Below are 24,573 nucleotides of genomic sequence, written 5' to 3'. Positions count from 1 at the left end.
TACATTCCGAACCCGGTAGCTAAGCCCTCCAGCGCCGATGGTACTGCACTCGTGAGGGTGTGGGAGAGTAGGACGCCGCCGGACTCAACGTGATGAAAGGCCCACCCCACACGGGGTGGGCCTTTCTTTTTGCCCTTTTTCAGCCCGGCATTGTTCCGGCCCACAGCGGCACGCCGGCGGTCCGGTCGGCACACGGGCGGCCCGAGCTGGGCGAGGAGATCCCCCGCTCCGCGCCTCAGATTGGGCGTTACCGAGCCGTCACCTTGCTCGGAGAACCAGAGTCAGGCGGCTGACAAGCTCGTGCTCGGGCCGGACGGAATCGGGAAGGTCAAGTTCGGCATGTCAGTGGCCGCGGCGAAGGCCACCGGCCGGCTGACCGGACCGCGGGCGACAGGTTTCGAGGGCTGCGACGCGGACGGGCGTATGTGGGCGCCGGTGGCCGGCAACAGCAAGGCGGTCTACAACATCTCGATCTCCGAGGGCAAGGTCATCTAGTTGAACCTGCAGCTCGAGGACCAGGGCTGCTACGAGTAGCGCCGCGGTTCTGGGGCCACGGGCGCACTGTGCCGTGGTGCTGCCGCTGTCGCTGAGGTCTGTGTCGTCACGGGGCGAGCACGGGCAACGCGACAGCGGGGTTGGCGGGAGCGCGCCATTGCGGTTGTGGGAGTTGTGGCCGTACAAGATGGGGATTTGCGAAAGCCGGGCCTTCCGAGAGTGAACTCGGAAGGCCCGGCTTCTGCTTTCTCTGCGGAGGTCAGGAACGGAAGCCGAGGGAACGCCAGTCGACGAACTTGAAGTTGGTGCTGGTGCGGCCGTCGTCAGGGGTGTTCTCGCCGTCGTGGAGGACGAGGAGGCCCTTCGGGTAGCCGGGGAGGGCGACCGGGGTCACGGCGGCGCCGTCGGAGTGCTGGACGCCGTCCACCTTCTTGCCGTCGGCGACCGCGAACGTGCTCAGCGGCTTGTTCGTGCGGCGGTCGTAGACGAAGAAGCGGCTGTCTCCCTGGCTGGACACGATCAGGTAGCCGTCGCGCTTGCCAGTCGCGTAGATGGTCGCGCCCTCGACGTCGGCGGAGATGCGGCCGCCGAAGCCGTTCTTGTACTCGACGGTGCACTCTTCCGACTCGGGGTCGTAGGTGGCGGGCTCACCGAACTCGCGGACGCGCTCGACGATCCGCGGGATGCTGCTGAACGTGCCGCCCTCCAGGTTGATGCGCCAGAGCGCCACATCTTCCTGTGCGGCGTAGAGGACGCCCGCCTCGGCGTCCACGACCATGCCCTCGACCTGCGGGTCCTCGCCGGGTTCGGCGCACGGGGACCAGGTGGCGCCGTTCGGCAGGCGGAACTCGCGCGGCAGGTCGAGAGTGTCCGTGGTGCGATAGGTGACCTTCCCGCCCCTCTCCTCGAGGCGGAAGATGCCCAGGCGCGTGCTGTGCCGTCGGCTCACCACGGCGTAGCGGTCGTAGACGGCGACGCCGTAACCGGTGGCCTGCTCCTCGACCTCGGCCTCGTCCTTGGAGAACAGCAGCGGGACGTCGGCTGAGGTGATGTCGGTGAGGCCGGTCGCCTCGATCTGGTAGATGCGGAGCTTGTCCAGACCGCGGTCGGTGACGACGGCGACGTCGACCTTCTTCTTGCCCAGCTTGAAGCCGGTCATGATGTCGACGTTGTTGAAGCGGCCGCCCTCAGGGGTGGCGATCGCCTGGATCTCCCGGCCCTTCAGATCGTAGACGCGCAGACCGCCGTTCTTGGCGGTGCCGATGACCAGGCTCCGGGACTTGTCGGCCGAGTTGATCCAGATCGCGGGGTCGTCGGCGTCCGCGTCGCCACCGGCCTCGTCGTCGAAGAGGCTCGGCGTCTCGACGGTCGCGGTGATCTGGCGGGGTGGGCGCTCAGCCGCGTACGCCGGAACGCCGGCGGCGAGAGTGGTCAGGGCGACGAGCGCGGCGATGCCGGTGGTCCGTTGCATGGCACGACGATCCCGGATCCACCTGGCCGCTGGATGGCTGGATGCTGAACATCGCTGTGACTGTTATCTATCCGTGACCGTGGAGCGGCTCTACGGGTCAGTCAGCCGAAGCGCGCGCAGCACCTCGTCGGTGCGGTCTGTCCGGGCCTTCTGGCGGATCTGCACGAAGGCGCCGTCGCGGCCGGCGCCGGTCAGGAGCACATCGCTGTACGAGACGGCACCCGGGGCAGTCCTTCCACCGGCGTGCCTCACCGCGTGGTCCGGCGGCGGCCACCACACGATCGTCCTGCCGGGTACAACCCGGATGGGAGGGCCAGGTGACCGAGATCCCCGGCGCCAGCCGGGGGCTCGAACCGGCGAACACGGCCGGCTCCGCGTCGTCGCCGAGGTCCGTGCCGATCTGAAGGCCCGGATCGGCGCTGGTGGGCAGGCCCAGCGACGACACGTTCCAACCGGCATCGCGGAGCTGCCGGGCCCAGCCGCCGGGAACCGCGACGGAGACGGCGTGGCCGGCGTCCGCGACCCGGGCCCAGCCGGCCGGACTGCCGTCCGGGACGGTCGTGCCCGCCGTCAGAGCCAGCAGGGACAGGGCCGTCCCGCCGCCCACGGCGCGGCGCAGGAGCCGCCGGCCACGGCTCGGAGCAGCCCTCGCCGAAGCGTCCAGCGCCGAAGCGAACGCGGCCGTCGACGGCCAGCGGCGGTTGCGGTCGGAGTCGAGAGCGCGCAGCACCACCCGGTCCACCTGGCGCGGAACGCCCAGCCGCAGCCGCGACGGCGGGACCGGTGCGGCCCGCCCCGGCCGCGGGGTCCGCCCGGTCAGCATCTGATAGGTCATCGCGCCGATCGCGTGCACATCGGCGCGCACGTCCAGGCCGCCGCCCGGCAGGCCCTGCTCCGGAGCCATGTGACGGGCGTACCGGCGACCACGATGAAACCCGAAGCCTGCGCGATCGGGCTCCGGCCTCAACCGGCTGCCTGGCGGTTGAGCAGCGTCCCCGGCCGCTCGTGATCCCTCTCCCCGTACGAGATCACTCCGATTCCCGGCGGCCGGATACGCTGCGGAATTACCCAATGGTCTGCCTGGCGAGGAAATGTAGATCAGATGAATGAGCACCCGCTGTCGCAAGACGAGTTCGACGCCATCTTCAGCAAGGTTCCCCGGCTGACGGTGGAGGTTGTCGCTGCCACCCCCGACGGCATCGTGTTGACCAGGCGGTCGATCGAGCCATGCATCGGACAATGGCATCTGCCAGGCGGCACGGTTAGGTTCGGTGAGTCGCTGCAGGCGGCGGTCCGCCGGGTGGCGTACGACGAGCTGGGCGTGGCGGTCGAGGTCGGCGCGTTACTCGGCTACATCGAGTATCCGCAGATGCTTCGCGATGGCTATCGGGGCTGGCCGGTCGGCATCGCGTTCGAGGCGTCAGTGGTCGGTGGTGCGCTTGTCGGCGGGTGGCAATCCGACGAGGTGGGTTGCTTCCGGACGGTCCCGCCGAACACCATCGCGGAACAGGCGGCGTTCCTCGACCGGTGGACCGCGATGGCCGTGTAGACCAGGTCGCCATGCACCAGCCACCGGCCGGCGAATTCTCGGACCGGGCCGGCGACCAGGAGTTCGGCGTGGAACGTGCCGGCCGGGTCGATCGAGAGCGCCGCCTCGTGGAAACCCAGCCAGCGCCCGGTCAGCGGAAACCAGGCTTTGTAGACAGCCTCTTTGGCACTGAACAACAAGCGGTCCCATTGGATCCGTGGCTGTTCGGCGGCCGCGCGGGCCAGCCAGATCCGCTCCTTGGCGACCGTGATCCGGGCCCGTACGGCGTCTGGCAACGGCCGGTGTGGTTCGGCGTCGATGCCCAGGGTGACGAGGTCTGTGGCGCGGGCGACCGCGGCGGCTCGGTACCCGCCGCAATGCGTCATGCTGCCGACCACACCTGCCGGCCAGCCCGGCGCGCCGCGGATGCCGGGCACGATCGGCACCGGCGCGATGCCGAGCCGGCCGAGCGCGGTCCGGGCGCATCCGCGGACCGTGGCGAACTCACGCCGTCGCTGCGCGCCCGCGTGCCGCAGCGCCGCTTCCTCCGCCTCGAACAGCGGCTCGTCCGGCAGGTCCGCGGTGCGCCAGACGGGCACCACGGCGGCGGGCAAGATCCGGTGGATCACCCGTCGAGCAGGCTGGTCAGGGTCGCGGCCAAGGACTTGACGTACGGTGGCCGGACCGCCGCCCAGTGACCGCCCGGTACCTTGTGCAGCCGGATGCCGTTGGTGGCGAGGCGCCGCCAATGCTCGACATAGTCGTCGAGCGACGCTGCCCGACCGGCGTCGTCGTCGCCGGCGAAGTCGGCGCTGAGCAGCAGGTCGACAGGGCCCGGGTACGGCCGGAAGCGGTAGCCCAGCCGGGCTTCGAGCAGCTCTCGCCAGGACCGCAGCCGGGACACCCGGTCCTTTTCGTCGTCGACTGCGGCGAGCAGCGAGTCTCCGTCGTCGACCAGGTCCCGCAGTACCGCCCGCAACTCATCCTGCACCTCCTGCGATCCGGTGGCCGCGAGCGCCTCCGCCCGACGGAACACGTCGAGGTTGTGCTGCAACACCGCCCGCGTCGCGGTGTCCACCACCGGGTCCAGCAGGATCAGGTGCGTCTTTTCGCCGGCCGCACGCAGCCGGCTGGCCATCTCCCAGGCGATGCCGGTCGAGCCGCACCAGCCGAGCAGTGTGTACGGCCCGGCCGGCTGGGCGGCCCGCAGCTCCGCCAGGTATTCCGCGGCGATCTCCGGCACGCTGGCGTGGGGTCGCTCGTCACCGCGCAGGCCGGGCCACTCGAACGCGGCGACCGGGCGTTCGGCGGCGAGGGCGTCGGCGAGGTCGACGTACCACAGGGCGCTGCCGCCGCCGGGGTGCACGCAGAAGAGCGGCGTCCGGTCGGCGCGCCGCGCCAACCAGGTCAGCGCAGTCTGCCGTGTCCCGTCGGGTTGGGCCGCGGCCAATCCGCGCACCGTGCGCTGCGCGAGGAAGTCCCGGAAAGTGCGGTCGATGCCGTTCTGCCGGAGCCGGGCGATGACGCGCAGCAGCAGCAGTGAGTGGCCGCCGAGGGCGAAGAAGTCGTCGTCGCGGCCGACCTGCTCGATGCCGAGCGTGTCCGCCCAGACAGCGGCGATGGTCTGCTCCACCGCGCCTTGCGGCGCGACGAAGGTCGTGTCGATCGCGGGCCGGCTCGCGTCGGGGCGAGGCAGCGCGGCCCTGTCGATCTTGCCGTTCGGCAGCCGCGGGAACGACTCCAGCGGCACGAGGTGTGTCGGCACCAGGTGACTCGGCAGTCGCCGCGCGGCGTACTCGCGGAGGCCGGTCAGGTCGCCGATGACGTACGCCGCCAGCTGCGCCTCGCCTTGCGGACCGGGTATCGGGTGGACCACCGCCGCCCGCACGCCGGGATGGCCGGACAGGGTGTTCTCGATCTCGCCGAGCTCGACCCGGAAGCCGCGGATCTTCAGCTGGTGGTCGCGCCGCCCGAGAATCTCGATGCCGCCGCCGGTTCGCCGGCCGATGTCGCCGGTCGCATACATCCGGCCGCCGGTCACCTCGGTGTACGGGTCGGGCAGGAACACGTCAGCGGTGCTGGCGGGTTGACCGAGATACCCACGGGCCAGTCCGGAGCCGCCGACGAAGATCTGTCCCGGTACCCCATCCGGCACCGGTTCGAGGTCTTCGTCGAGCAGGTAGATCGCTGTGTTGGCAGCCGGCACCCAGCGTGTTCCACCGGTCAGCTGGGTGCCGAAGCAGAACACCGTCGCCTCGTTCGGTCCGTACATGTTCCATACCTGGGCGGGCGTGGCACAGAGCCGCCGGACGAGGTCGGTGTTCGGCGCCTCGCCGCCGGAGAGCACTCGGAAACCAGCGGGCGGGGTCCAGCCCGATTCGAGCAGCATCCGCCACGTTGAAGGTGCGGCTTGCATGAATGTGCCGCCCACGTCGCGCAGCAGCTCGCCGAGCGACTCGGGGTCGCGGGCGAGATTGCCGGCGGCGAGCACCAGCCGCGCGCCACTGGTCAGGGCGACGAATGTCGCGAGTTGCGCCACGTCGGTGATCACCGGGACGACCATCACCACTACGTCGGCGGGCCCGAGGCCGACGTTGCGCCGCATCGACAGTGTCCTGTCGACCAGTGCGCCGTGCCGGGCCATCACACCCTTCGGACGGCCGGTGGAGCCAGACGTGTGCACGACGTAGACCAGATCTTCCGGATTCGTTGGTGAGACGACGACGCCGTCGAGGTGGTCCGGTTCGGGGACGAGAACGGGTCGGTCGGTGATCCTTCCAGCGAGGTCGGGGGGCGCGATCAGGACGCGCGGCCCGGCGTCCCGGATGAGGCCGACGATGCGCTCGAGCGGGTGGGCCGGGTCGATCGGCACGTACGCGCCACCGGCGTACAGCACCCCGAGCAGCGCGGCGACCAGGTCGGGTTCCCGGCCGAGGGCAACTCCGACGAGATCCGTGCGGCGTACCCCGGCCGCCCGCAGCCGGGCCGCCCAGGTGAGCGCGCGATCGTGCAAAGCGCGATAGGTGAGGCGGCCGCCGACGCCGTCGACTGCGACGGCGTCCGGGGTTCGCGCGACTTGTGCGGCAACCAGGTCGGGTACGCCGCCAGCCGGCCGCGGTGTCCGTTCGCCCACCGCCAGCAGCCGCCGACGCTCCGCGGGGGGCAGCAGCGACTGTCGGCTGTCCCCCGTGGGATCAGAGGTCATCGCGGTGAGCGCCTGCCGGTACATCGCGGCCAACAGCTCGCCGTGTCGGCGACCGACCGCAGCGGACCGGGCCCGCAGGACCAAGCCGCCGTCCTGCGTGGAGACGGCGAAGGGGAACTCGTTCGGGCTGAGGTCGATGCTGCCGGCTACGTCGATGCCGGCGGCGGTCAACACGGCCGAGTCCACATAGTTGAAGGCCACGTCGAGCAGGCGGCCACCGTCGCCGTGCACCCGTTGCAGCTCGAGCAGCGGGTACCGGCGATGCGGCCAGAGGTCGGTCTCCTCGGCGAACACCGCCTGGACGAGCTCCAGCCAGGTGCCCCCCGGGCGGGTCGTGAACGGCACAGGGTTGAGGAACATGCCGGCCACCAGGTCTCCGCCGGCGACCTCGGGGCGGCCGTTGCACACCAGTCCGGAGTAGAACGGTCCCGTCCCGGCGACGGTCCGCCAGACCGCCAGATGCGTGGCGAGCAGCACACTCTTCAGGGGCGTGCCGGCTCGCTCCGCCAGAGCCCTGAGGTCGTCGGCGAGGTCGGCGAAGGGAACGATGATGGTATAGGCCGGCGGCTCGTCCAGCGCGGCCCAGGCAGCGGGGATGGTCAACCGGTTGGCGCCGGCGAGCCTGTCGCTCCAGAACGTCCGGTCGGCAGGGTCGGTCGAACTGCGCCGCTCGTGCGCGACAAAATCGGCATATCGGACGGTGGGCACGTCCGGCGGGGCCTCGCCCCGGTACCGCGCCAGAATCTGCGCCACGATCGCATCGTGGCTCCAGCCGTCCAGGATCGCGTGGCACTCGGTGACCGTCAGGTACCAGCGGTTGTCGGTCATCTGATGGGCGTGTACCCGCAGCAGAGGGGCCGCGGCGAGGTCGAAGGTCCGGTCTCGCTCGGCCTCTCGGAAGGCGTCGAGAAGCGATTGCCGCCGGTCCGCCGGATGGGCGCGCAGGTCCGTATACCCGAACTCGACAGCGGCGGTGGCGTGCACCAGTTGCATCGGTTCTGTGAAGGTGGTCAGGTCGAATGACGTCCGGAGCACCTCGTGCACGGCCACCACGGCGGTGACTGCGGTCGCCAGCTCGGCGGCGACGACCGGCTCGCTGTCGCGGACCAGGTGACTCAGAACATTGTGGTATGGCCGTCCGGCCGGGTCGGCGAGCAGCTCGTAGACCATGCCGACCTGGGCCTGCGTCATCGGGTACGCGTCGACGACAGCCGCCGGCACCCGTGCCCGGTCGGCCGGATCGAGCAGTGCGAACGGTTCCGTGCCGGTCCTGTCGGTGCCACCGCCGACGGCGTGTGCGATCAGGTCGGCCACGCTCTGGTGCCGGTACAGGTCCTGGACGGAGTAGTCGTACCCCTGGGCGCGGAGCAGCCCGATCAGCCGGACCGCGCGGATCGAGTCACCGCCTACCTCGAAGAACCTGTCGTGCAGACCGACTGCGGCGGCCCCGACGACCTCGGCCATGGCGGTGGCGGCGGCCCGCTCGGCTGGCGTCCGCGGTGGCACGATGTCGCGGGTCGCCCGGTCACGGTTGGGCGCTGGCAGGGCCCGCCGGTCCACCTTGCCGTTCGGAGTGACCGGCAGCTCGGGCAGCGCGACGAACGCATCAGGGACGAGGTACCCGGGCAGCCGCGCGGCGACATGGGCACGCACGGCGGAGACGTCGACGTCGGCGGGAACCAGGTAGGCCACCAGCTGCCGGTCGCCCGGCGCCGGTTCGTACGCGGTCACGACGGCGGTCCGCACGCTGGGGTGGCCGGTCAAGCAGGTCTCGATATCGCCGGGTTCGATCCGGAAGCCGCGCACCTTTATCTGGTGATCGGCGCGGCCGAGGATCTCGATCCAACCGGCTGGGTGGTGCCGCGCGAGGTCCCCTGTCCGGTACAGCCGCCGGCCTGGTACGACGTCGAACGGGTCGGGAACGAACCGGTCGGCGGTCAGCGCCGGCTGGCCGAGGTAACCGGCGGCCACGCCGTCACCGCCGATGTACAACTCACCCTCGGCGGCCGGGTCCAGTCGATCGTCGAGGACGTACAGGGTGGTGTTGGCCACCGGGTGGAAGTCGGGCGTCCCGTCAGTCCCGATCCGGGTGACCGAGGACCAGACGGTCGTCTCGGTCGGGCCGTACAGATCCCACAGGTCGATGCCGGTCGCCCGCAGCCGTTCGGCGAGGTCGCTCGGCAGCTTCTCGCCGCCGCACAGCGCGACGAATCCGGCGGGCGGCTGCCAGCCGGAGTCGAGCAGCATCCGCCAGGTCACCGGCGTCGCCTGCATGACGTGGGCGGCGCAGCGGGCGAGCAGGGCGGCAAGACGGTAGGGATCTTGGGCCTCGGTGTGGTCGCTGAGCACCACCCGCCCGCCAACCATCAGTGGCAGGAACAGTTCCAGCGCGGCGATGTCGAACGACACCGTGGTGACCGCGGGAAATGCGGCACCTGGGGCAAGGCCGGGCCGGTGCCGCATGGAGAGCAGGAAGTTGCTGAGCGACCCGTGGCTCACCAGGACGCCCTTGGGTCGCCCGGTGGAACCCGACGTGTAGATCACGTATGCGGCGTCGACCGCCTCCACAGTGGGCAGCACGGCGACGGCGGCCGACGGGATGTCCTCGATGTGGATGAGAGTGGCCGACGTCGCAGGCATCGGTGGCGCGGACTTGCTGGTGAGCAGGACCCGAGCCCGGGCGTCGGTGAGGATGTGGGTTAGCCGCTCGACCGGGTGCTCGGGGTCGAGGGGTACGTAGGCGGCGCCGGCTCTGTGCACACCGAGTAGCGCGGCGACCAAGGCGACCCCGCGGGGGACCGCGACGCCGACCAGGTCGCCGCGGCGCACGCCGAGGCCGTGCAGGTGTGCGGCGATTCGCGCGGACTGTGTCGCGAGCTCCGCGTAGGTGAGCTGGTCGCCGTGGCATTCGACGGCCGGCGCCTGCGGCGTGCGGACGGCCTGGTCGAGGATCAGCTCGACGGCCGGCGGGGGCGCGCTGCCACCGCGCCCCGCCGACTGATCGTCGTGCCGGATGTCAAATCTCATGTATCGATGCGCTCGCGCAGACTACGGGGACGCATGTCGGTCCACACCTGCGTGATGTGATCGAGGCAGTCCTGCCGGGAACCGGACGCTCCGTCCGGACGCCAACCGGCGGGTACCGCTCGGTCGGCGCGCCAGACCGAGTACTGCTCCTCATCGTTGAGGACGACCAGGTACGTCACGTCCGCGGGCGTCGCCGTTTCCATCCCCGTGACCACTCAGGCCGCCGGAGTGGCGTCTTCTTGAGTGGCGACGGCAGTTGGCGAACTGGCCGTCGGCTCGGCCGCAGCCGCGGGTCCGGCCGTCGCGCTCTCGGTCGGCTCGTCGGTCTCGTCGTCGGCGAGGCCGACGATGAACTCGGCCAGATCGCGGAACGTGTCGCCGTCAAACGGCTCCAGCTTCTCCAGCAGCTGGATCTCGAGCACGTTCTCCAGCTCCAGCAGGACTTGGACGAGCGAGAATGAGTCGAGATCGTTGAGGCTCGACGGTTCGGGGACGTCGGGCTGCTCGGCGCAGATCATGATGGCGGTCTCGCGGACCACCTTCTCTACCCCGTCGACTAGCTGAGGGTCGAGCGTGCTCACGGTGCCATTTTCCGACATATCTTTGTGTGCCTCTCCTGCACGTGCCGACCGAGGTCACGGCGACTGGTTTCGAATGACGTCGCGCGTCCGAGTGCCGAGCGCGGGACTGGCTGTCGGGGGCGTCTGAGCAATGTGTGCGCCGGTGCTCAGATATCGTCCCCGAAAGGTGGACTGACACTAGCTACGTCGTTTTTCAGGGTCAATACCGGCGGCCGGTAATCCCGCCCCGACATCGTTGCCGGTCAGTACCGCCGCATGTATGGTGAGCTCGTCGTCGGGCCGTACCGGCAATTCCCAGGCGTTGTGCTGCTGTCCCGCTGGCGGGACGGTATTCCGCCGGCTCGGACAACCTGATCTGCTTTCGTTGTCGCCGATGTGGCGACGAACCTGTGAAGTGAGGATGACCTGCGATGCTGTTTCCGCACACCGAATCACAGCGAATCACGCTGACGTCTGCGCGGGCGGCGGACGCCGGTCAGGTCTATGAAATCCTGTTCCAGCTAGGTCGCGCCGGACTGCCCATGGTGGATACGTTCGTCGAGGCCTTCGGTCAGGGCCTGGCGGCCTGCTTCCTGGTCCGCCGCAAGGACACCGGCGAGGTTGTCGGGTTCACGTCGCTCACCGAGCTGTCGCCGGCCGGGCACGTGCAGGCCGAGGTGTACGTGGCAGCGGGACATCGGGACGAGCTATTGGTGGACGCGACGATGCTGACCGCCAATTTTGCGTTCTCGATGTGGCGTACCCGTAAGGTCTACTTCTACACGACGGAGAAAGCTTCCGTTGCTCTGGGAGTTGACGGCGACCATTTGACGATGGTGCGCGAGGAAGCGGTTCTTCCCAGTCACGCCTACTTCCACGGCAGGCGCTGGGACGTTAACGTCCTAGCGATCTACCGTGACCAATGGGATTCGTGCGGCGTCGATCTGCTCAAGCAGCTCCTTTGAATCGCCCGGAATCCCGTCCCACGTCGACCTGTTTGGAGGCGAGCAACACGATGACCCTTTTCGTCTGGGGTTATTTGCCGGAATATGAGAAAGAGCGCGACGACATTCTGGACGCGGTCGACTCGGTATTCCGTTCGGGCAAGCTGGTGCTCGGCCCAAGCGTCAAGAGCTTCGAGGCGGAGTTCGCGGCGTACCACGGTGTCCCACATTGTGCGGGTGTCGACAACGGGACGAACGCGATCGTGCTGGCACTGCGCGTGCTCGGCGTCGGTCCGGGTGACGAGGTCATCACGGTTTCCAACACCGCTGCCCCGACAGTGCTGGCGATCGATGCGGTCGGCGCCAAACCGGTCTTCGTCGACATCCACGAGGACACCTACCTCATGGACGTCGCTCAGGTCGCCGCCGCCATCACCGAGCGCACCCGCTGCCTGCTACCGGTCCACCTGTACGGGCAGTGCGTAGACATGGCCCCGCTGGAGGCCCTTGCCGCCCAGCACAACCTGCCGATCCTCGAGGACTGTGCCCAGGCGCATGGGGCCCGGCACCACGGCCGGATCGCCGGCTCGATGGGCAAGGCGGCGGCGTTCTCCTTCTACCCGACCAAGGTGCTCGGCGCATACGGCGACGGCGGCGCGGTGATCACCAGTGACGCCGAGGTCGACGCGAGCCTGCGCCGACTGCGCTACTACGGCATGGAGAGCCAGTACTACGTCGTTGCGACGCCCGGCTACAACAGCCGGCTCGACGAAGTGCAGGCGGAGATCCTGCGCCGCAAGCTGGTCCGGCTCGATCAGTACATCGAGGGCCGGCGGGCGATTGCCGCCCGGTACGCCGAAGCGTTCGCCGACACCGATCTGATCACGCCCGCGATCGCGCCGGGCAACACGCACGTCTACTACGTGTACGTGGTGCGGCACCCACGGCGAGATCAGATCATCGAGGCGCTCAAGTCGGAGTACGACATCTCACTGAACATCAGCTACCCCTGGCCGGTGCACACCCAGTCCGGTTTTGCGCATCTCGGGTATGGCAAGGGCTCCCTCCCGGTGACCGAGGCGGTGGCGGACGAGATCTTCTCCCTGCCGATGTACCCCTCACTGTCAGTTGCGGACCAGGAGCGGACAATCGACGCGGTACGCAGCATTCTGGCGAAGGTCTGACCATGGCGGACCTCGTCGTCGTACCCGTAGCTGCGAGTGATCAGCCGGCGGCAGCCGCCCCGCGGAGCCGCTCATCGATGCTCGACAGTGGCGCGCAACTGTCGATGGCCGAGTTCCACGAGTGGTGGGCCGATCGGCACTGGTCGAGCCGCTTCACCGTGGAGCAGGTACCCCTCGCCGACATGGGTGACTGGGCGTTCGACCCGGCCACCGGCAACCTGGGGCACTCGACAGGTCGGTTCTTCACCATCGAGGGCCTGCAGGTCCGCGACAACGGCGTCGACACGTGGGCACAGCCGATCATCAACCAGCCGGAGATCGGCATTCTGGGTATCATCGTCAAGGAGTTTGATGGAGTCCTGCACTGCCTGATGCAGGCGAAGATGGAACCCGGCAACGTCAACTCCTTGCAGCTGTCGCCGACGGTCCAGGCCACCCGGAGCAACTACACACGGGTACACCGCGGCACCACAACGCGGTACGTGGAGTACTTCGCGGGGCCGGCTCGCGGCCAGGTCATCGTGGACGTCCTTCAGTCCGAGCAGGGCGCGTGGTTCTGGCGCAAGCGCAACCGCAACATGGTCGTGCTGGTCACCGACGACATTCCGCCGCACGAGGATTTCCGCTGGCTGACCCTGGCGCAGATCCGCGAGCTGATGACGGTGGACAACCTGGTCAACATGGACGCGCGCACGGTTCTGTCGTGCATGCCCTTCGCGTTGCCGGACGAGAGCGAAGCGACGACGGGTGAGGCGTTCCGGGACTCCCTGATCCGGTCCTACGTGTATCAGGCCGACGAGGGACGGCAGTCCGCACTGCACACGCCCGGTCAGATCCTGAGCTGGTTCACCGAGGCGAAGACGCGCTGCGACTGGACGGCCCGGCTGGTGCCGCTCGGACAGGTCGCTGGCTGGTCCAGTGGCGCCGACGAGATCGCCGACGAGGCCGAACGGCATTTCCGGATCATCGGGGTTTCGGTCGAGGCCGGTACCCGGGAGGTGCAGCGCTGGAACCAGCCGCTGCTGTACCCGCGCGGTGAGGGGCGCGCGCTGTTCGTGGTCCGGCCGATCAACGGGGTGATGCACCTGCTCGTGCAGGCCCGTCCCGAGTACGGCCTGATGGACCTGGTGGAGATGGCGCCGACGGTGCACCTGCTGCCCGGCGCCACTGCCGCCGACGTACCCGACGCGTTCCTGCGCGACGTGCTGCTCTCCGGTACGGCGAAGACCCTCTTCGACACCATGCTGTCCGAGGAGGGCGGGCGGTTCTTCAACGCCGTCACCCGGTACCAGATCGTCGAAGTGGGCGACGACGTGCCGGTCGACGTACCGCCGAACTACTGCTGGATGACCGCCCGGCAGCTGATCGACCTGCTCCGGCACGGGCACTATCTCAACATCGAGGCGCGCAGCCTGCTCGCCTGCCTGCACAGTCTCTGCTGAGCAGTCCACCCACGGCCGGCCTGGGAAAGGAGGAACCATGCGTCTGCTGTTCACCACCGCGCCCCTGCGCGGCCACTTCTTCCCGCTCGTTCCGCTGGCCTGGGCGGCTCGCGCCGCCGGCCACGACGTGCTGGTGGCCACGGCAGAGCGGTTCGTTCCGACGGTCCTGCAGGCTGGCCTGCCCGCCGCCGACGCCGGGCCGGGCGCCGACTTCGTCGACCTGATCGCCGATGAGGCCGGTGACACCGCCCACGGCAGCCTGCAACGGCGGACCGCGCACGGCCGGGCCTTCGGCCGGATCGCCCGGCAGCTGTTGCCGGGAATGTCCAGCCTGATACGGGCAATGCGGCCGGATGTGGTCGTGAGCGAACGTGCCGAGTTCGCCGGCCGGCTCGCGGCCGCGGCCGCGGGCGTACCGTTCGTCGAATACCAATGGGGGGTGGCCCCGCTGGACGAGTATCGGGCGGGCGCGACCGCGGAGCTGGGACGCGAACTGCCCGAACCCGCCGAGGTGCTGCATCCGTGGCCGCCGTCGATGCGGCTGCCATACGCTGCGGCGCACCAGGGCATCCGGGACGTGGTCTTCAACGGCGCGGCACGGGTCGATGACTGGATCTTCGAACGTGGTCCGCGACCACGCGTCTGCGTCACTTTCGGTACGGTCGTACCCCGGCTGCGGATGCCGCACCTGCAGTCCATCGTGCTGCCAACGCTGGAGCGCCTGGGCAGCTTGGGTGTGCAGATACTGGTCGCCGCGGATCCGGAGGCGGTGGCCAGCTGGCCGGCGCTGCCGGAGGCCGTGTACAGGGTCGGTCGGCTGCCGCTTGGTCAGGTCTTGCCGACCTGTGATCTGGTGGTCAACCACGGTGGTCAGGGCACCGTTCTGACCAGCTTGGTCGCTGGCTGCCCGCAGCTGGTGCTGCCGCAGTTCGACGATCAGTTCGACAACGCCGAGGCGGTGGTTCGGGCCGGTGCCGGACTGAGCCTGGCGCCGGCCGAGGTCACGCCTGAACTGGTGGCGCTGCGCGCCCGGGAACTTCTGGAGGAGCCGCGGTTCGGTCGAGCGGCCGGCATCGTGGCGACGGAGATCGCCGCGCAGCCGTCCCCCGCCGAGTTGGTCGGCGTGCTGGAGAAGGTTCGTCACTACTACCCCTCTGAGCCTGATCGGATGTGCGCGTAACGATGAAGATCTCGGAAATGACGATCCCGAATGCGTATCGGATCACCCCTGATCGGCACCACGATCTGCGCGGGCACTTCTATGAGGCGTTCCGCGCCAGCGAGTTGTCCGACGCGATCGGGTATCCCTTCGTCGTCCGTCAGGCGAACTACTCGAGCAGCCGGCGCCATACGGTCCGGGGTATCCATGCCACCGCTCTACCGCCGGGTCAGGCCAAACTGGTCACCTGCGTCCGGGGCGCCGTCCTGGACGTGGTGATCGATCTACGGGTCGGCTCACCCACCTACGGGATGGTGGAGACAACCCGGCAGGACGAGGAGTCCGGGGTGTCGGTGTACCTTGCCGACGGACTGGGGCACGCCTTCCTCGCGCTGACCGACGACGCATGCATGAACTATCTGTGTTCGGAGCCGTACGTGCCGGGGACGATGCTGGAGATCGACCCGTTCGACCCGGAGATCGGCATCCCGTGGAACCTCACTGCGGAGCCCGTCATGTCCGCCAAGGACGCTGGGGCACCGACCCTGGCCGCCGCCGCAGCCGCCGGCTTACTGCCGATGTACACCGACTGCCTCGCCCACTACGCGGCACTGAAGGCGGGCTGACGACAGCCGCCATGGCCGTCTCCTGTCCAGAACCTTTGCCGAGCTGGGGATCTGTTCGATGATGAGTGTCAACCGGCTCCGCATGGGAGTCATGGGATGCGCGGACATCGCGTGGCGCAAGACCCTGCCGGCGATGTCGGCCGAGCCGAGCATCGATGTCGTGGCGATCGCCAGCCGCACCCTGGAGAAAGCCACCCAGTTCACCGACAAGTTCGGTGGAGTACCGGTGGCCGGCTACGGTGAGCTGCTGAAGCGTGACGACGTGGACGCGGTGTACATCCCACTGCCCGCACTGCTGCACGCCGAGTGGATCGAGCGGACGCTGCTGGCCGGCAAGCACGTACTGGTCGAGAAGCCGATGACGGACAGCTACGCGGCGACCAGCCGACTGGTGGCCCTGGCCCGGCAGCGGGAGTTGGTGCTGCTGGAGAACTTCATGTTCCTGTACCACTCGCAGCACGCGATGGTCCGCAAGCTGCTCGTGGACGGGGCGATCGGCGAGCTGCGCGGCTTCTCCAGCGCGTTCACCATCCCGCCCAAACCGCAGGGCGACATTCGATACCTGCGCGACATCGGCGGAGGAGCGTTTCTCGACTTCGGTGGTTACCCGGTCCGGGCGGCGCTGCACCTGCTCGGTGGCGACCTGCAACTGGTCGGCGCGTTCTTCCGGCACGACCCGGAGCTGGATGTGGTGATGTCCGGCAACGTGCTGCTCTGCACACCGCACGGCGCCGGCGTCCAGCTGACCTTCGGCATGGAGCACTCGTACCGCAACAGTTACAGCCTGTCCGGCAGCACCGGACGGATTCTGCTGAACCGGGTGTTCACCCCCCCGGAGACCCACCGGCCGGTGTTGCGGATCGAACGGCAGGACCACAGCGAGCAGATCGTGCTTCCGGCAGACCATCAGTTCGCCAACGTCATCGCGATGTTCGCCCAGGCGGTCCTCGACGGCGGTGACCTGCTCGCGCACCAGGAGGGAACGCTCCAGCAGGCCACGCTGATGGAACGGATCCAGAGGGCCGCAGTGCTCGTCAGCCGATGACTCGCGCCGCGCCTCTGTGACCGATCGATGACGGGAGCCTATTCATGCGGATCCTCTTCACCACCTACGCCGACCGTAGCGTCTTCCTGTCCATGGTGCCGTTGGCATGGGCGCTGCGCACCGCCGGTCACGAGGTTCGCGTCGCGGCGAAGCCTGGCTTCGCCGATGAGATCACCCAGGCCGGGTTGACCGCGGTACCCGCCGGCCACAACCACGGCCTGTCCCGGCTGGCGCAGCTCTTCCCCGCGGACCATGGTGTTGCCACACTGCCGGCGCCCTACGACGCGGCCACGATGGACCCGGCCGGTCCGGACTTCGTGTCGATGCGCGACGGCTACACCAACGTGCTGCAGTTCTGGCACCGGTTCGACAACTTCCCGATGATCGCGGGTCTGGTCGACTTCGCCCGTCACTGGCGGCCGGACCTGGTCATCTGGGAGCCCTCCACCTATGCGGGCGCGATCGCGGCACGCGCCAGCGGTGCGGCACACGCCCGGCTGTTGTGGAGCATCGACATCTTCGGCGTCACCCGCGGCAGATACCTGCGACTGCTGGCCGAGCAGCCCGGCACCGAGCGGTCGGACCCACTCGCCGAATGGCTCGGTTCCTACGCGGGCAAGTACGGGTTCGACTTCAGCGAAGACCTGGTCACCGGTCAGTTCACCATCGACCAGGTGCCGGCGAGCCTGCGCCTGCCGTCCAGCCTCTCCCACCAGGCCATGCGGTACGTGCCGTACGGCGGCGCGGCCCAGGTCCCCGACTGGCTGTGGGCGACACCGAGCCGCCCGCGCATCGCTATCACCTTGGGCATCACCGCGATCGAGCGGTTCGCCCGGTACGACGCGGATCTGCAGGACATCCTGGACGCGCTCGCCGACCTCGACGTCGAACTCGTCGCGACGGTGCCCGCGGCCCAGCAGCCCCACCTCGCCCGAGTTCCGGACAACGCCCGCCTGGTGCCGTACGTCCCGCTGCACGTCCTGGCACCTACCTGCGCCGCCGTCATCAGTCACGCCGGCCCCGGAACGTTGCTGACCACCGCGCTGCACGGCGTCCCGCAGCTCACCCTCGGCGTGGACTTCGACGCCCCGGAGCTCGCGACCCGATTGGCGGCGCAGGGCGCCGGGCTGGCCCTCGACCCGCGCGTCACCGGCGGATCCGAGGTCCGCGACGCCGTGGTCCGCCTGCTCACCGAGGTGCGGTTCCGGCAGGACGCGGCGCGGCTGCGGGAAGAGATGCTCGCCGACGCGAGCCCCAACGAGTTCGTCACCCAACTCGAAGATCTAGTCGCCCACCACCGAGGGTGACCTTCGCTCTCAGGAGGAATTTTGTACGCGACGCGCTACGTCGAAATCTACGACCGGCTGATGCGGAACCGCCGCAAGGACTACGCCGGCGAAGCGGCCGACGTGGCAACGGTGGTGCGGGAGCGCAAGCCGGACGCGACCTCGCTGCTCGACGTGGCCTGTGGGACCGGCCTGCATCTGGAGCACTTTGTCGGGCTGTTCGACAGGGTACTCGGCCTGGACATCTCCGAGGACATGCTCAGGTCCGCGAAGGAGCAGATTCCCGGCCTGGCGGTGCAGCAGGCGGATATGCGCGACTTCCAGTTAGACGCCAGATTCGACGCGATCACCTGCATGTTCGCTATCCCGCACCTCGATTCACCGGCGGAGCTGGACGCAATGATCGCGTGCCTCGTACGGCACCTGAACCCGGGCGGCGTCATCGTGATCGAGCCGTGGTTCGAGCCGACGGAGTTCATCCCCGGATACATCGCCACGGACGTGTTCCGCGACGGCACGCGCTCGATCGTCCGGGTGTCCCATTCCGTCCTGGACCCGACTCGCGCCGACCGGGTATTGATGCAGGTGCACTGCATCGAGGCGGATCCGGCGAGCGGCCTGCGCGACATGACGGAGAACGCGCAGATGTCCCTCTTCACCCGTGAGCACTTCGAGACGGCATTCGCGAAGGCCGGCTGTGTCGCCACCTATTCCGAACGTCCGGGCGGCAAGCGGTTGTGGATCGGCAGCCGGCGGCCGGCCACATCGCCGGCTGACGATGTGGCCGGCGACGGTCATTCGTAGCCGTACTGTTCGAGAATGTCGCCGAACTGCTCGTTGAAGCGGGCGAGGTTGCGGGCGCTGAACCGATCCCGCCAGCCGCCACTACGTCCCTTGTAGAAGCTCCATGAGTCCGGGTTGTAGACCTTGCCGGCGATTTCTTCGGCGTCCAGATCCGAGCCGACGTGGTGGAGGACCCGGCTCACCGCGTCGACCTGCCGCTCGACCGAACCGCCGCCCTGGGGGCCGATCAGGTCTTCGTACCGGACCTTGCAGACCTTGGGGTGGTTGAGGAGCCAGAGAGCCTTCTGGAACTGATCCCGGGCGAGGAAGGACGGGTCCCGCAGTGCGTAGTCGATCTTGTCTTCCCACGTGGTCTTGCTGGCCAGGATCGTGCTGAAGATGTCCGCCTCGTAAAAGTTGCCGTACCCCGCCCGGGTCCGGCCCTCCAGGAAATTGATCATCGAGATGACGGTGTCCCGCGGGTCGCGGTAGTTCAGCACCAGCGGAGGGCTCTGTGTCTCCACCCACTCGCTGAGAAAGCTGCCGTCCACCCGGTGGATGTCCAGCTCGTGGAAAATCCAGCACAGTCCGGCCGGGGTGTCCGCGAAGCGTGTGAACGGCAGGTACGGGTTCGTCACGATCGACTCGGCGAAGTTGATCCGGGTCTGTCCGTACCGATTCACCACCTGCTGGCCCAGACGTTGCTGCCAGTGCCAGATCAGCGCACCCCAAGCCTCGTGGGTTCGGTCCTCGAACGCCGCTGTGCCGTGCAGTTCCATCAGTTGATCGTGGTCGATCTTGTCCAGGACGAGTGCGGCGACTGCAGCCTTCTGCTCGTCGTCGAATTCGGGTACGGCGTTCGGGCGCGGCCGAGGTACCCCCACGATCCGGTATCCCAGCTCCAGCATCAGCTCCTGCATGAGATGGGTACCGGACTTCTGGAACGAGATCACCATCGCGCGCGGTGCTTGGTTCATGGTGTTGTCCTCCTTGATCGACGTCATGCGGAGTAGGCCCGCCGGTACAGCACGCTGTCGCTCCAGACCGTGTCCTCGCCGCCGGCGAGCAGGGCCGACGCGACATCGGAGTACGGATGGGCGGCCACGCCGAGGACCACGGGCACGCCGCTCCAAGCGTGGAATTCGCGAAGTATCGTGCGCAGGATCGGGTCGTCGTCCGCGCCGACGGTCTGCACCCGGGCGGTGCCGTCGGGGCTGACGGCTGCCGGAATCCGGTCCGTCCACTCCGGTCGAACACGGTGCTCGAATTGCCCATACCGGTCCTCGGTGCCGGGTTCGAACACCGCCTCGGCGTACTCGGCCAGGCAGAGCGCGACCACGTCGCCGTCGATCCCCCCGACCGCGGCAGAAGCCAGCACCGCGCGGCCGCCCAGCGCGAGCGGGCCAACGGTCGCCCGGCCCTGGACCAGCAAGGCGGGCCGGCCGGTGCGCAGCAACAGCCGGGCCAACTCCTCCGGCCGCATCGGCGCAACCGTCCAGTCCGCCGGCACGTGCGGCCGTCGCGCCACCGCGACGCCCCGGGCCACCGACCAGTCCAGACTCGGCAGTCCGGTGTCCCGGCCGAGGTGGAGGGCCGCGGCGCCGAGCGCCGACCCGGAGTCGTCCGGAAACGGCGGCACCCAGAGTGCCTCGACCGCGGGGTGCTCACGCAGCGCCGAGACCCACTGCGGATCCAGCGCGGCAGAACCGGTGAAGCACAGGTTCACCGGTGTCGCCGGGTCGAGTCGCTCGACCAGCAGGGAGCCCAGGTAGCTCCGAAGGCTGGCCAGCACGTGCGCGTCGGCGACGCCGGCCGTCCGGCTCCGGAGGTCACGCAGGAAAGCGTGGACGTACCGGTGTGACGGCTCCGCGGTGCCGCCGCACCCGACGACAGCCTGCCGGTATTGTCGTGCTGCCGCGCTATCCGCCTCGAAGTGCTCCTCGAACAGCTCGGCGAGCACGGCCAGGACGCCGCCCTGAACCCTGCCATGCGCGGCGAGCGACCGCACCCGCCCGGCGTTGCCGGGATCACCGTCGGAGTCCGCGTCGGCGCCCGCCGCCCCGTGGCTCGGGCCGAAGTGCTGGCCGGCGAGCGCGAACGCGTGTCCGGGAAGGGGGAACAACGCGCCGTCGCCGACGATCCGTCCCGCCTCGGTGACCCGGTACAGCCGGGGGAAACAGCCGTCGTCCCAGACGAGAACGGTGGCCGACGCCCCGCCGAACGGGCTGCTGCTGTAGGCGGCGGCGACCTGACTCGCTACGTGCACATACGAGGCGTACGGCCGGGACTGCCCCGCGATGTCGAAGCGGCCGTGCACGGCCGGCTGGTCCGGCTCGGGGACGACCGTGCCGTCCTGGTAACCCGCGGCGGTCAGTTCGGCGGAGACGCCGTTGCTCCGCACCGGAATCAGGCTGTTCTTATCGCCGTTCCACCCGTCGATGACCCATTCGGCCACGTCGTCGACCGCGTACCCGTGTGCGGCGAGCACCGCTGGTATCGCGTCGAGGTCGACATCGGTGCCGGCCGGAAAGTCAATACAAATTTCGACCCGGCGGTCACGGAGAACGGCTATCCCGCCACTTTTCGTCAGCTTGAGGCCGGCAATGATCATAGCTTTCCTCCGTCAGCCCTGGTGGGCGTGTTCGCCGCAGATGCGCGCGGGACCTGTCATCAGAATGGTGCATCCGCCGGGCGACACCGTTGCCGTTGCGGAGACTCCGAAGAAAGATAACCGTACGTTGGAATCGGCGCCCGTCGTGCCTGGGCCGTCCCGCCAGCGGGACGGATCACGGCCTGGTGCCGGGTCGTTGAGCTGCTACTTTACGATCCACAGCCAGTGCCGGGGTCGGCAGTCATCAATTGTGCGGTACCGTCCAACCCCGTCGTCGCCGAGCGCATTTCCCAATGTCCCCCCGCTCGAATTCTGCACGGTCGATCAGGAGCTTTGTATGTCCAAAACATCCGAGTGTCGTGTTTGCGCCGGCGTGGTCCGCGAGTTCTTTGACTTCGGCAGGCAGCCCTTGTCCGACGTCTTTCTAGCGCCCGAGGCTGACCATTCCGACGAGTTCTTCTTCCGCCTAGCCACCGGTCTCTGCGAGTCCTGCTCCATGGTCCAGCTGATGGAGGAGGTGCCGCGCGACCGTATGTTCAACGCCGAGTACCCGTACCAGTCGTCCGGTTCGGCCTACATGCGAACGCACTTCGAGCAGTTGGCGAAGCGCTTCCACGGCGCCGAGCTGACCGGCGAGAACCCGTTCATCGTCGAGGTCGGCTGCAACGACGGGGTCATGCTCAAGGCGCTCGCCGAGGCCGGCGTGCGGCACCTGGGCGTCGAGCCGTCCGCCTCGGTGGCCGACCTCGCCGCGGCCAAGGGCATCCGGGTCCGCAAGTCGTTCTTCGAAGAGGCCACCGCGCGCGACATCCTCGCCGCCGAGGGCCACGCCGACGTCATCTACGCGGCGAACACCCTGTGCCACATCCCCTACATCGGCTCGATCCTGTCCGGAGTCTCCGCCTTGCTGGCACCGACCGGCGTCTTTGTCTTCGAGGACCCGTACCTGCTGGACATCGTGCAGCGAACCTCGTTCGACCAGATCTACGACGAGCACTTCTTCTTCTTCACCGCACGCTCGGTCCAGGCGATGGCCGCCCGGCACGGCCTCGAACTGGTCGACGTCGAGCGGCTTGCGGTCCACGGCGGCGAGGTTCGCTACACGCTCGCGCACGCCGGCGCTCGGCAGCCCACCCCCGCGGTGGCCGACCTGCTCGCCGAGGAAGCGGCCGCGAAGCTCGGCGAGCTGGCTACGCTCGAGGCCTTCGGCGCCGACGTCCTCAAGATCCGTGAGGATCTGACGACGCTGCTGCGCAAGCTGAAGGCGGAAGGCAAGCGGGTCGTCGGTTACGGCGCCACCGCTAAGAGCGCCACCGTGACGAACTTCTGCGGTATCGGCCCGGATCTGGTCGAGTTCATCTGCGACACCACGCCGCCGAAGCAGGGCAAGCTGACCCCCGGCATGCACATCCCGGTCCGGGAGGCCGCCGCGTTCAGCGATCCGTACCCGGACTACGCGCTGCTGTTCGCGTGGAACCATGCCGACGAGATCATGGCCAATGAGCAGGCCTTCAGTGCGGCCGGCGGGACCTGGATCCGGTACGTCCCCAACGTCCACACCGTTTAGACGCGGCGTCCCGGCGTCCCCCGTTCGCCGGGACGCCGCCACGCCCTGATCCCTTCAGGCCCTGAGGAGCAGCAAATGATCCGATCCGTCGTCATCGTGGGTGGCGGTACGGCCGGCTGGATGACGGCCAGCTATCTGAAGGCGGCGTTCGCCGACAGGATCGACGTGACCGTGGTGGAATCACCGCAGGTGTCGCGGATCGGCGTCGGCGAGGCCACCTTCAGCACCGTCCGGCACTTCTTCGACTACCTGGGCCTGGACGAGGCCGACTGGCTGCCGAAATGTGCCGGCGGATACAAACTGGGCATCCGGTTCGAGAACTGGAGTACGCCGGGCGAGTACTTCTACCACCCGTTCGAACGGCTCCGAACGGTTGACGGTTTCTCGCTGGCCGAGTGGTGGCTGGAACTGGGGGACCGTAGTCAACCATTCGACCGGTCGTGCTTCCTCACCACCGCACTGTGTGAGGCCAAGCGATCCCCGCGGATGCTCGACGGGACGCTGTTCATCTCCGGCGTGGACAGCGCACTGGGTCGCTCCACCCTCGCTGAGCAGCGGATGCAGTTCCCGTACGCCTACCACTTCGACGCGGACGAGGTGGCCCGTTACCTCAGCGGCTACGCCGTGGAGCGCGGTGTACGGCATGTGGTCGACAGCGTGGAGCACGTCGGCCAGGACGAGCGCGGTTGGATCACCAACGTCCGCACCGCCGAGCACGGCGAGCTGGCTGGCGACCTCTTCATCGACTGCACCGGGTTTCGCGGATTGCTGATCAACCAGACGTTGGGCACGACGTTCCAGTCGTTCGAGGACGTGTTGCCGAACAACCGGGCTGTCGCGCTGCGGGTACCCCGCGAGGACGAAGCGCAGATGGACCCGTACACGACGGCGACAGCGATGAACGCGGGCTGGATGTGGACGATCCCGCTGTTCCGCCGCAACGGCAACGGTTACGTCTACTCGGACCAGTTCATCAGCCCGGAGGAGGCCGAGCGGGAGCTGCGCCAGGCGATCGCACCGGACCGTGACGACCTGCAGGCCAACCACATTCGGATGCGGATCGGTCGCAACACTGACTCGTGGGTGAAGAACTGCGTGGCGATCGGGTTGTCCAGCGCGTTCGTTGAGCCGCTCGAGTCCACCGGGATCTTCTTCATCCAACACGCCATCGAGCAGCTGGTGAAGCACTTCCCGGACGAGCGATGGGAACCACGCCAGACCAAGGCCTACAACGACCGCGTCGCGCACGCCGTGGACGGCGTCAAGGAGTTCCTGGTCTTGCACTACAAGTCCGCGCGGCGCGACGACACGCCTTACTGGAAGGAGGCGAAGGTACGCGCGATGCCCGACGCGCTGGGCGCGAGGCTGGACCTCGCCGCGTCGCGTCTCCTCGACGAGGAGACCGTCTATCCCTATTTCCACGGGTTTGAGAGCTACTCGTGGAACGCCATGAACCTCGGGCTGGGGAACGTCCCGGCAGCGCCGCTACCCGCGCTGAAGCACATCGACCCGCGCAACGCGCGGGCCGAGTTCGCCCGGCTGGCGGCGGAGGCTGACGAGATGGTCGCGGCACTGCCGAGCTGCTACGAGTATCTGGCAAGCATCAACGGCTGAGCGCGCGGAACCCGGGGAGGCGGATC

General features: G+C 68.6%; 19 protein-coding genes, 1 rRNA gene and 1 pseudogene. 13 read left to right on the top strand and 8 right to left on the bottom strand.

The window, feature by feature from the left end:
• Window positions 1–84: ribosomal RNA gene (gene rrf / locus QLQ12_RS47440) — 5S ribosomal RNA — on the top strand; the annotation flags it as partial.
• A 255-nt stretch (window positions 85–339) separates the two neighbouring features.
• Window positions 340–495: a hypothetical protein gene (locus QLQ12_RS42080; RefSeq protein ID WP_282766661.1), complete on the top strand. Its 156-nt coding sequence runs from the start codon at window positions 340–342 to the stop codon at window positions 493–495.
• A 259-nt stretch (window positions 496–754) separates the two neighbouring features.
• Here QLQ12_RS42080 and QLQ12_RS42075 read toward each other — a convergent pair whose 3' ends face one another.
• Both QLQ12_RS42075 and QLQ12_RS42070 read right to left on the bottom strand, forming a co-directional pair.
• Window positions 755–1,966, bottom strand: coding sequence for a phytase (locus QLQ12_RS42075; protein ID WP_282766660.1), 1,212 nt, complete (start codon window positions 1,964–1,966; stop codon window positions 755–757).
• Window positions 1,967–2,063: 97 nt separating this feature from the next.
• Complete coding sequence (locus tag QLQ12_RS42070) at window positions 2,064–2,870, bottom strand: serine/threonine-protein kinase (protein ID WP_282766659.1); 807 nt, start codon at window positions 2,868–2,870, stop codon at window positions 2,064–2,066.
• Between the two features lie 198 nt (window positions 2,871–3,068).
• Between QLQ12_RS42070 and QLQ12_RS47265 the strand changes: the two are divergent.
• Window positions 3,069–3,407: pseudogene (locus QLQ12_RS47265) on the top strand (NUDIX hydrolase); the annotation flags it as partial.
• Here the strand turns inward: QLQ12_RS47265 and QLQ12_RS42065 are convergent.
• Genes QLQ12_RS42065 through QLQ12_RS42050 form a run of 4 tightly spaced genes read right to left on the bottom strand, consistent with a single transcriptional unit; the run spans window position 3,350 to window position 10,307 of the window.
• The gene (locus QLQ12_RS42065) at window positions 3,350–4,093 is read right to left on the bottom strand and encodes a 4'-phosphopantetheinyl transferase family protein (RefSeq protein ID WP_407651700.1); all 744 of its coding nucleotides are present in this window, start codon (window positions 4,091–4,093) and stop codon (window positions 3,350–3,352) included. The pseudogene QLQ12_RS47265 and the gene QLQ12_RS42065 overlap by 58 nt on opposite strands.
• A gap of 26 nt (window positions 4,094–4,119) precedes the next feature.
• The gene (locus QLQ12_RS42060; protein ID WP_282766658.1) at window positions 4,120–9,726 is read right to left on the bottom strand and encodes an amino acid adenylation domain-containing protein; all 5,607 of its coding nucleotides are present in this window, start codon (window positions 9,724–9,726) and stop codon (window positions 4,120–4,122) included.
• Window positions 9,723–9,929, bottom strand: a complete 207-nt coding sequence (locus tag QLQ12_RS42055) for an MbtH family protein (protein ID WP_282766657.1) — start codon at window positions 9,927–9,929, stop codon at window positions 9,723–9,725. The genes QLQ12_RS42060 and QLQ12_RS42055 overlap by 4 nt, the downstream gene beginning before the upstream one ends.
• 12 nt (window positions 9,930–9,941) lie before the next feature.
• On the bottom strand, window positions 9,942–10,307 hold the full coding sequence (locus tag QLQ12_RS42050; RefSeq protein ID WP_282766656.1) for a hypothetical protein: 366 nt from the start codon (window positions 10,305–10,307) through the stop codon (window positions 9,942–9,944).
• A 410-nt stretch (window positions 10,308–10,717) separates the two neighbouring features.
• Between QLQ12_RS42050 and QLQ12_RS42045 the strand changes: the two genes are divergently transcribed.
• The 8 genes from QLQ12_RS42045 (at window position 10,718) to QLQ12_RS42010 (ending at window position 18,776) form a co-directional block, all read left to right on the top strand.
• Complete coding sequence (locus QLQ12_RS42045) at window positions 10,718–11,251, top strand: GNAT family N-acetyltransferase (RefSeq protein ID WP_282766655.1); 534 nt, start codon at window positions 10,718–10,720, stop codon at window positions 11,249–11,251.
• A 50-nt stretch (window positions 11,252–11,301) separates the two neighbouring features.
• Complete coding sequence (locus QLQ12_RS42040) at window positions 11,302–12,414, top strand: DegT/DnrJ/EryC1/StrS family aminotransferase (RefSeq protein WP_282766663.1); 1,113 nt, start codon at window positions 11,302–11,304, stop codon at window positions 12,412–12,414.
• Window positions 12,415–12,491: 77 nt separating this feature from the next.
• Window positions 12,492–13,856, top strand: a complete 1,365-nt coding sequence (locus QLQ12_RS42035) for an NDP-hexose 2,3-dehydratase family protein (RefSeq protein ID WP_282766654.1) — start codon at window positions 12,492–12,494, stop codon at window positions 13,854–13,856.
• A 37-nt stretch (window positions 13,857–13,893) separates the two neighbouring features.
• The gene (locus QLQ12_RS42030) at window positions 13,894–15,036 is read left to right on the top strand and encodes a nucleotide disphospho-sugar-binding domain-containing protein (protein WP_282766653.1); all 1,143 of its coding nucleotides are present in this window, start codon (window positions 13,894–13,896) and stop codon (window positions 15,034–15,036) included.
• 17 nt (window positions 15,037–15,053) lie between these two features.
• Window positions 15,054–15,641 (top strand): dTDP-4-dehydrorhamnose 3,5-epimerase family protein, encoded by a 588-nt coding sequence (locus QLQ12_RS42025; protein ID WP_282766652.1) that lies wholly within the window; start codon window positions 15,054–15,056, stop codon window positions 15,639–15,641.
• Between the two features lie 58 nt (window positions 15,642–15,699).
• On the top strand, window positions 15,700–16,686 hold the full coding sequence (locus tag QLQ12_RS42020) for a Gfo/Idh/MocA family protein (RefSeq protein WP_282766651.1): 987 nt from the start codon (window positions 15,700–15,702) through the stop codon (window positions 16,684–16,686).
• A 44-nt stretch (window positions 16,687–16,730) separates the two neighbouring features.
• The gene (locus tag QLQ12_RS42015; RefSeq protein ID WP_282766650.1) at window positions 16,731–17,993 is read left to right on the top strand and encodes an activator-dependent family glycosyltransferase; all 1,263 of its coding nucleotides are present in this window, start codon (window positions 16,731–16,733) and stop codon (window positions 17,991–17,993) included.
• Window positions 17,994–18,014: 21 nt separating this feature from the next.
• Window positions 18,015–18,776: a class I SAM-dependent DNA methyltransferase gene (locus tag QLQ12_RS42010; RefSeq protein WP_282766649.1), complete on the top strand. Its 762-nt coding sequence runs from the start codon at window positions 18,015–18,017 to the stop codon at window positions 18,774–18,776.
• Here the strand turns inward: QLQ12_RS42010 and QLQ12_RS42005 are convergent.
• Window positions 18,767–19,732 (bottom strand): hypothetical protein, encoded by a 966-nt coding sequence (locus QLQ12_RS42005; RefSeq protein ID WP_282766648.1) that lies wholly within the window; start codon window positions 19,730–19,732, stop codon window positions 18,767–18,769. The genes QLQ12_RS42010 and QLQ12_RS42005 overlap by 10 nt on opposite strands.
• A 23-nt stretch (window positions 19,733–19,755) precedes the next feature.
• Window positions 19,756–21,366 carry a carbamoyltransferase N-terminal domain-containing protein gene (locus QLQ12_RS42000; protein WP_282766647.1) on the bottom strand — a complete coding sequence of 537 codons (1,611 nt, stop codon included), beginning with the start codon at window positions 21,364–21,366 and terminating at the stop codon, window positions 19,756–19,758.
• A gap of 337 nt (window positions 21,367–21,703) precedes the next feature.
• Between QLQ12_RS42000 and QLQ12_RS41995 the strand changes: the two genes are divergently transcribed.
• Together QLQ12_RS41995 and QLQ12_RS41990 are read left to right on the top strand one after the other, a co-directional pair.
• Complete coding sequence (locus QLQ12_RS41995) at window positions 21,704–22,933, top strand: class I SAM-dependent methyltransferase (protein ID WP_282766646.1); 1,230 nt, start codon at window positions 21,704–21,706, stop codon at window positions 22,931–22,933.
• A gap of 75 nt (window positions 22,934–23,008) precedes the next feature.
• Window positions 23,009–24,547, top strand: coding sequence for a tryptophan halogenase family protein (locus QLQ12_RS41990; protein ID WP_282766645.1), 1,539 nt, complete (start codon window positions 23,009–23,011; stop codon window positions 24,545–24,547).
• The last annotated feature ends 26 nt before the right edge of the window (window positions 24,548–24,573 follow it).

This window comes from Actinoplanes sandaracinus, from assembly GCF_030009775.1.
GTDB lineage: Bacteria > Actinomycetota > Actinomycetes > Mycobacteriales > Micromonosporaceae > Actinoplanes > Actinoplanes sandaracinus.
This window is presented reverse-complemented; position numbering and strand designations above follow the sequence as displayed.

What these genes read in the sequence shown, in the direction of transcription:
- QLQ12_RS42040 (WP_282766663.1), top strand. Translation starts at nt 11,302, where the DNA reads ATGACCCTTTTCGTCTGGGGTTATTTGCCGGAATATGAGAAAGAGCGC.
- QLQ12_RS42030 (WP_282766653.1), top strand. Translation starts at nt 13,894, where the DNA reads ATGCGTCTGCTGTTCACCACCGCGCCCCTGCGCGGCCACTTCTTCCCG.
- QLQ12_RS42020 (WP_282766651.1), top strand. Translation starts at nt 15,700, where the DNA reads ATGATGAGTGTCAACCGGCTCCGCATGGGAGTCATGGGATGCGCGGAC.
- QLQ12_RS42035 (WP_282766654.1), top strand. Translation starts at nt 12,492, where the DNA reads ATGCTCGACAGTGGCGCGCAACTGTCGATGGCCGAGTTCCACGAGTGG.
- QLQ12_RS41990 (WP_282766645.1), top strand. Translation starts at nt 23,009, where the DNA reads ATGATCCGATCCGTCGTCATCGTGGGTGGCGGTACGGCCGGCTGGATG.
- QLQ12_RS42070 (WP_282766659.1), bottom strand. Translation starts at nt 2,870, where the DNA reads ATGGCTCCGGAGCAGGGCCTGCCGGGCGGCGGCCTGGACGTGCGCGCC.
- QLQ12_RS42060 (WP_282766658.1), bottom strand. Translation starts at nt 9,726, where the DNA reads ATGAGATTTGACATCCGGCACGACGATCAGTCGGCGGGGCGCGGTGGC.
- QLQ12_RS42005 (WP_282766648.1), bottom strand. Translation starts at nt 19,732, where the DNA reads ATGAACCAAGCACCGCGCGCGATGGTGATCTCGTTCCAGAAGTCCGGT.
- QLQ12_RS42045 (WP_282766655.1), top strand. Translation starts at nt 10,718, where the DNA reads ATGCTGTTTCCGCACACCGAATCACAGCGAATCACGCTGACGTCTGCG.
- QLQ12_RS42015 (WP_282766650.1), top strand. Translation starts at nt 16,731, where the DNA reads ATGCGGATCCTCTTCACCACCTACGCCGACCGTAGCGTCTTCCTGTCC.
- QLQ12_RS42000 (WP_282766647.1), bottom strand. Translation starts at nt 21,366, where the DNA reads ATGATCATTGCCGGCCTCAAGCTGACGAAAAGTGGCGGGATAGCCGTT.
- QLQ12_RS42025 (WP_282766652.1), top strand. Translation starts at nt 15,054, where the DNA reads ATGACGATCCCGAATGCGTATCGGATCACCCCTGATCGGCACCACGAT.
- QLQ12_RS42055 (WP_282766657.1), bottom strand. Translation starts at nt 9,929, where the DNA reads ATGGAAACGGCGACGCCCGCGGACGTGACGTACCTGGTCGTCCTCAAC.
- QLQ12_RS42075 (WP_282766660.1), bottom strand. Translation starts at nt 1,966, where the DNA reads ATGCAACGGACCACCGGCATCGCCGCGCTCGTCGCCCTGACCACTCTC.
- QLQ12_RS42080 (WP_282766661.1), top strand. Translation starts at nt 340, where the DNA reads ATGTCAGTGGCCGCGGCGAAGGCCACCGGCCGGCTGACCGGACCGCGG.
- QLQ12_RS41995 (WP_282766646.1), top strand. Translation starts at nt 21,704, where the DNA reads ATGTCCAAAACATCCGAGTGTCGTGTTTGCGCCGGCGTGGTCCGCGAG.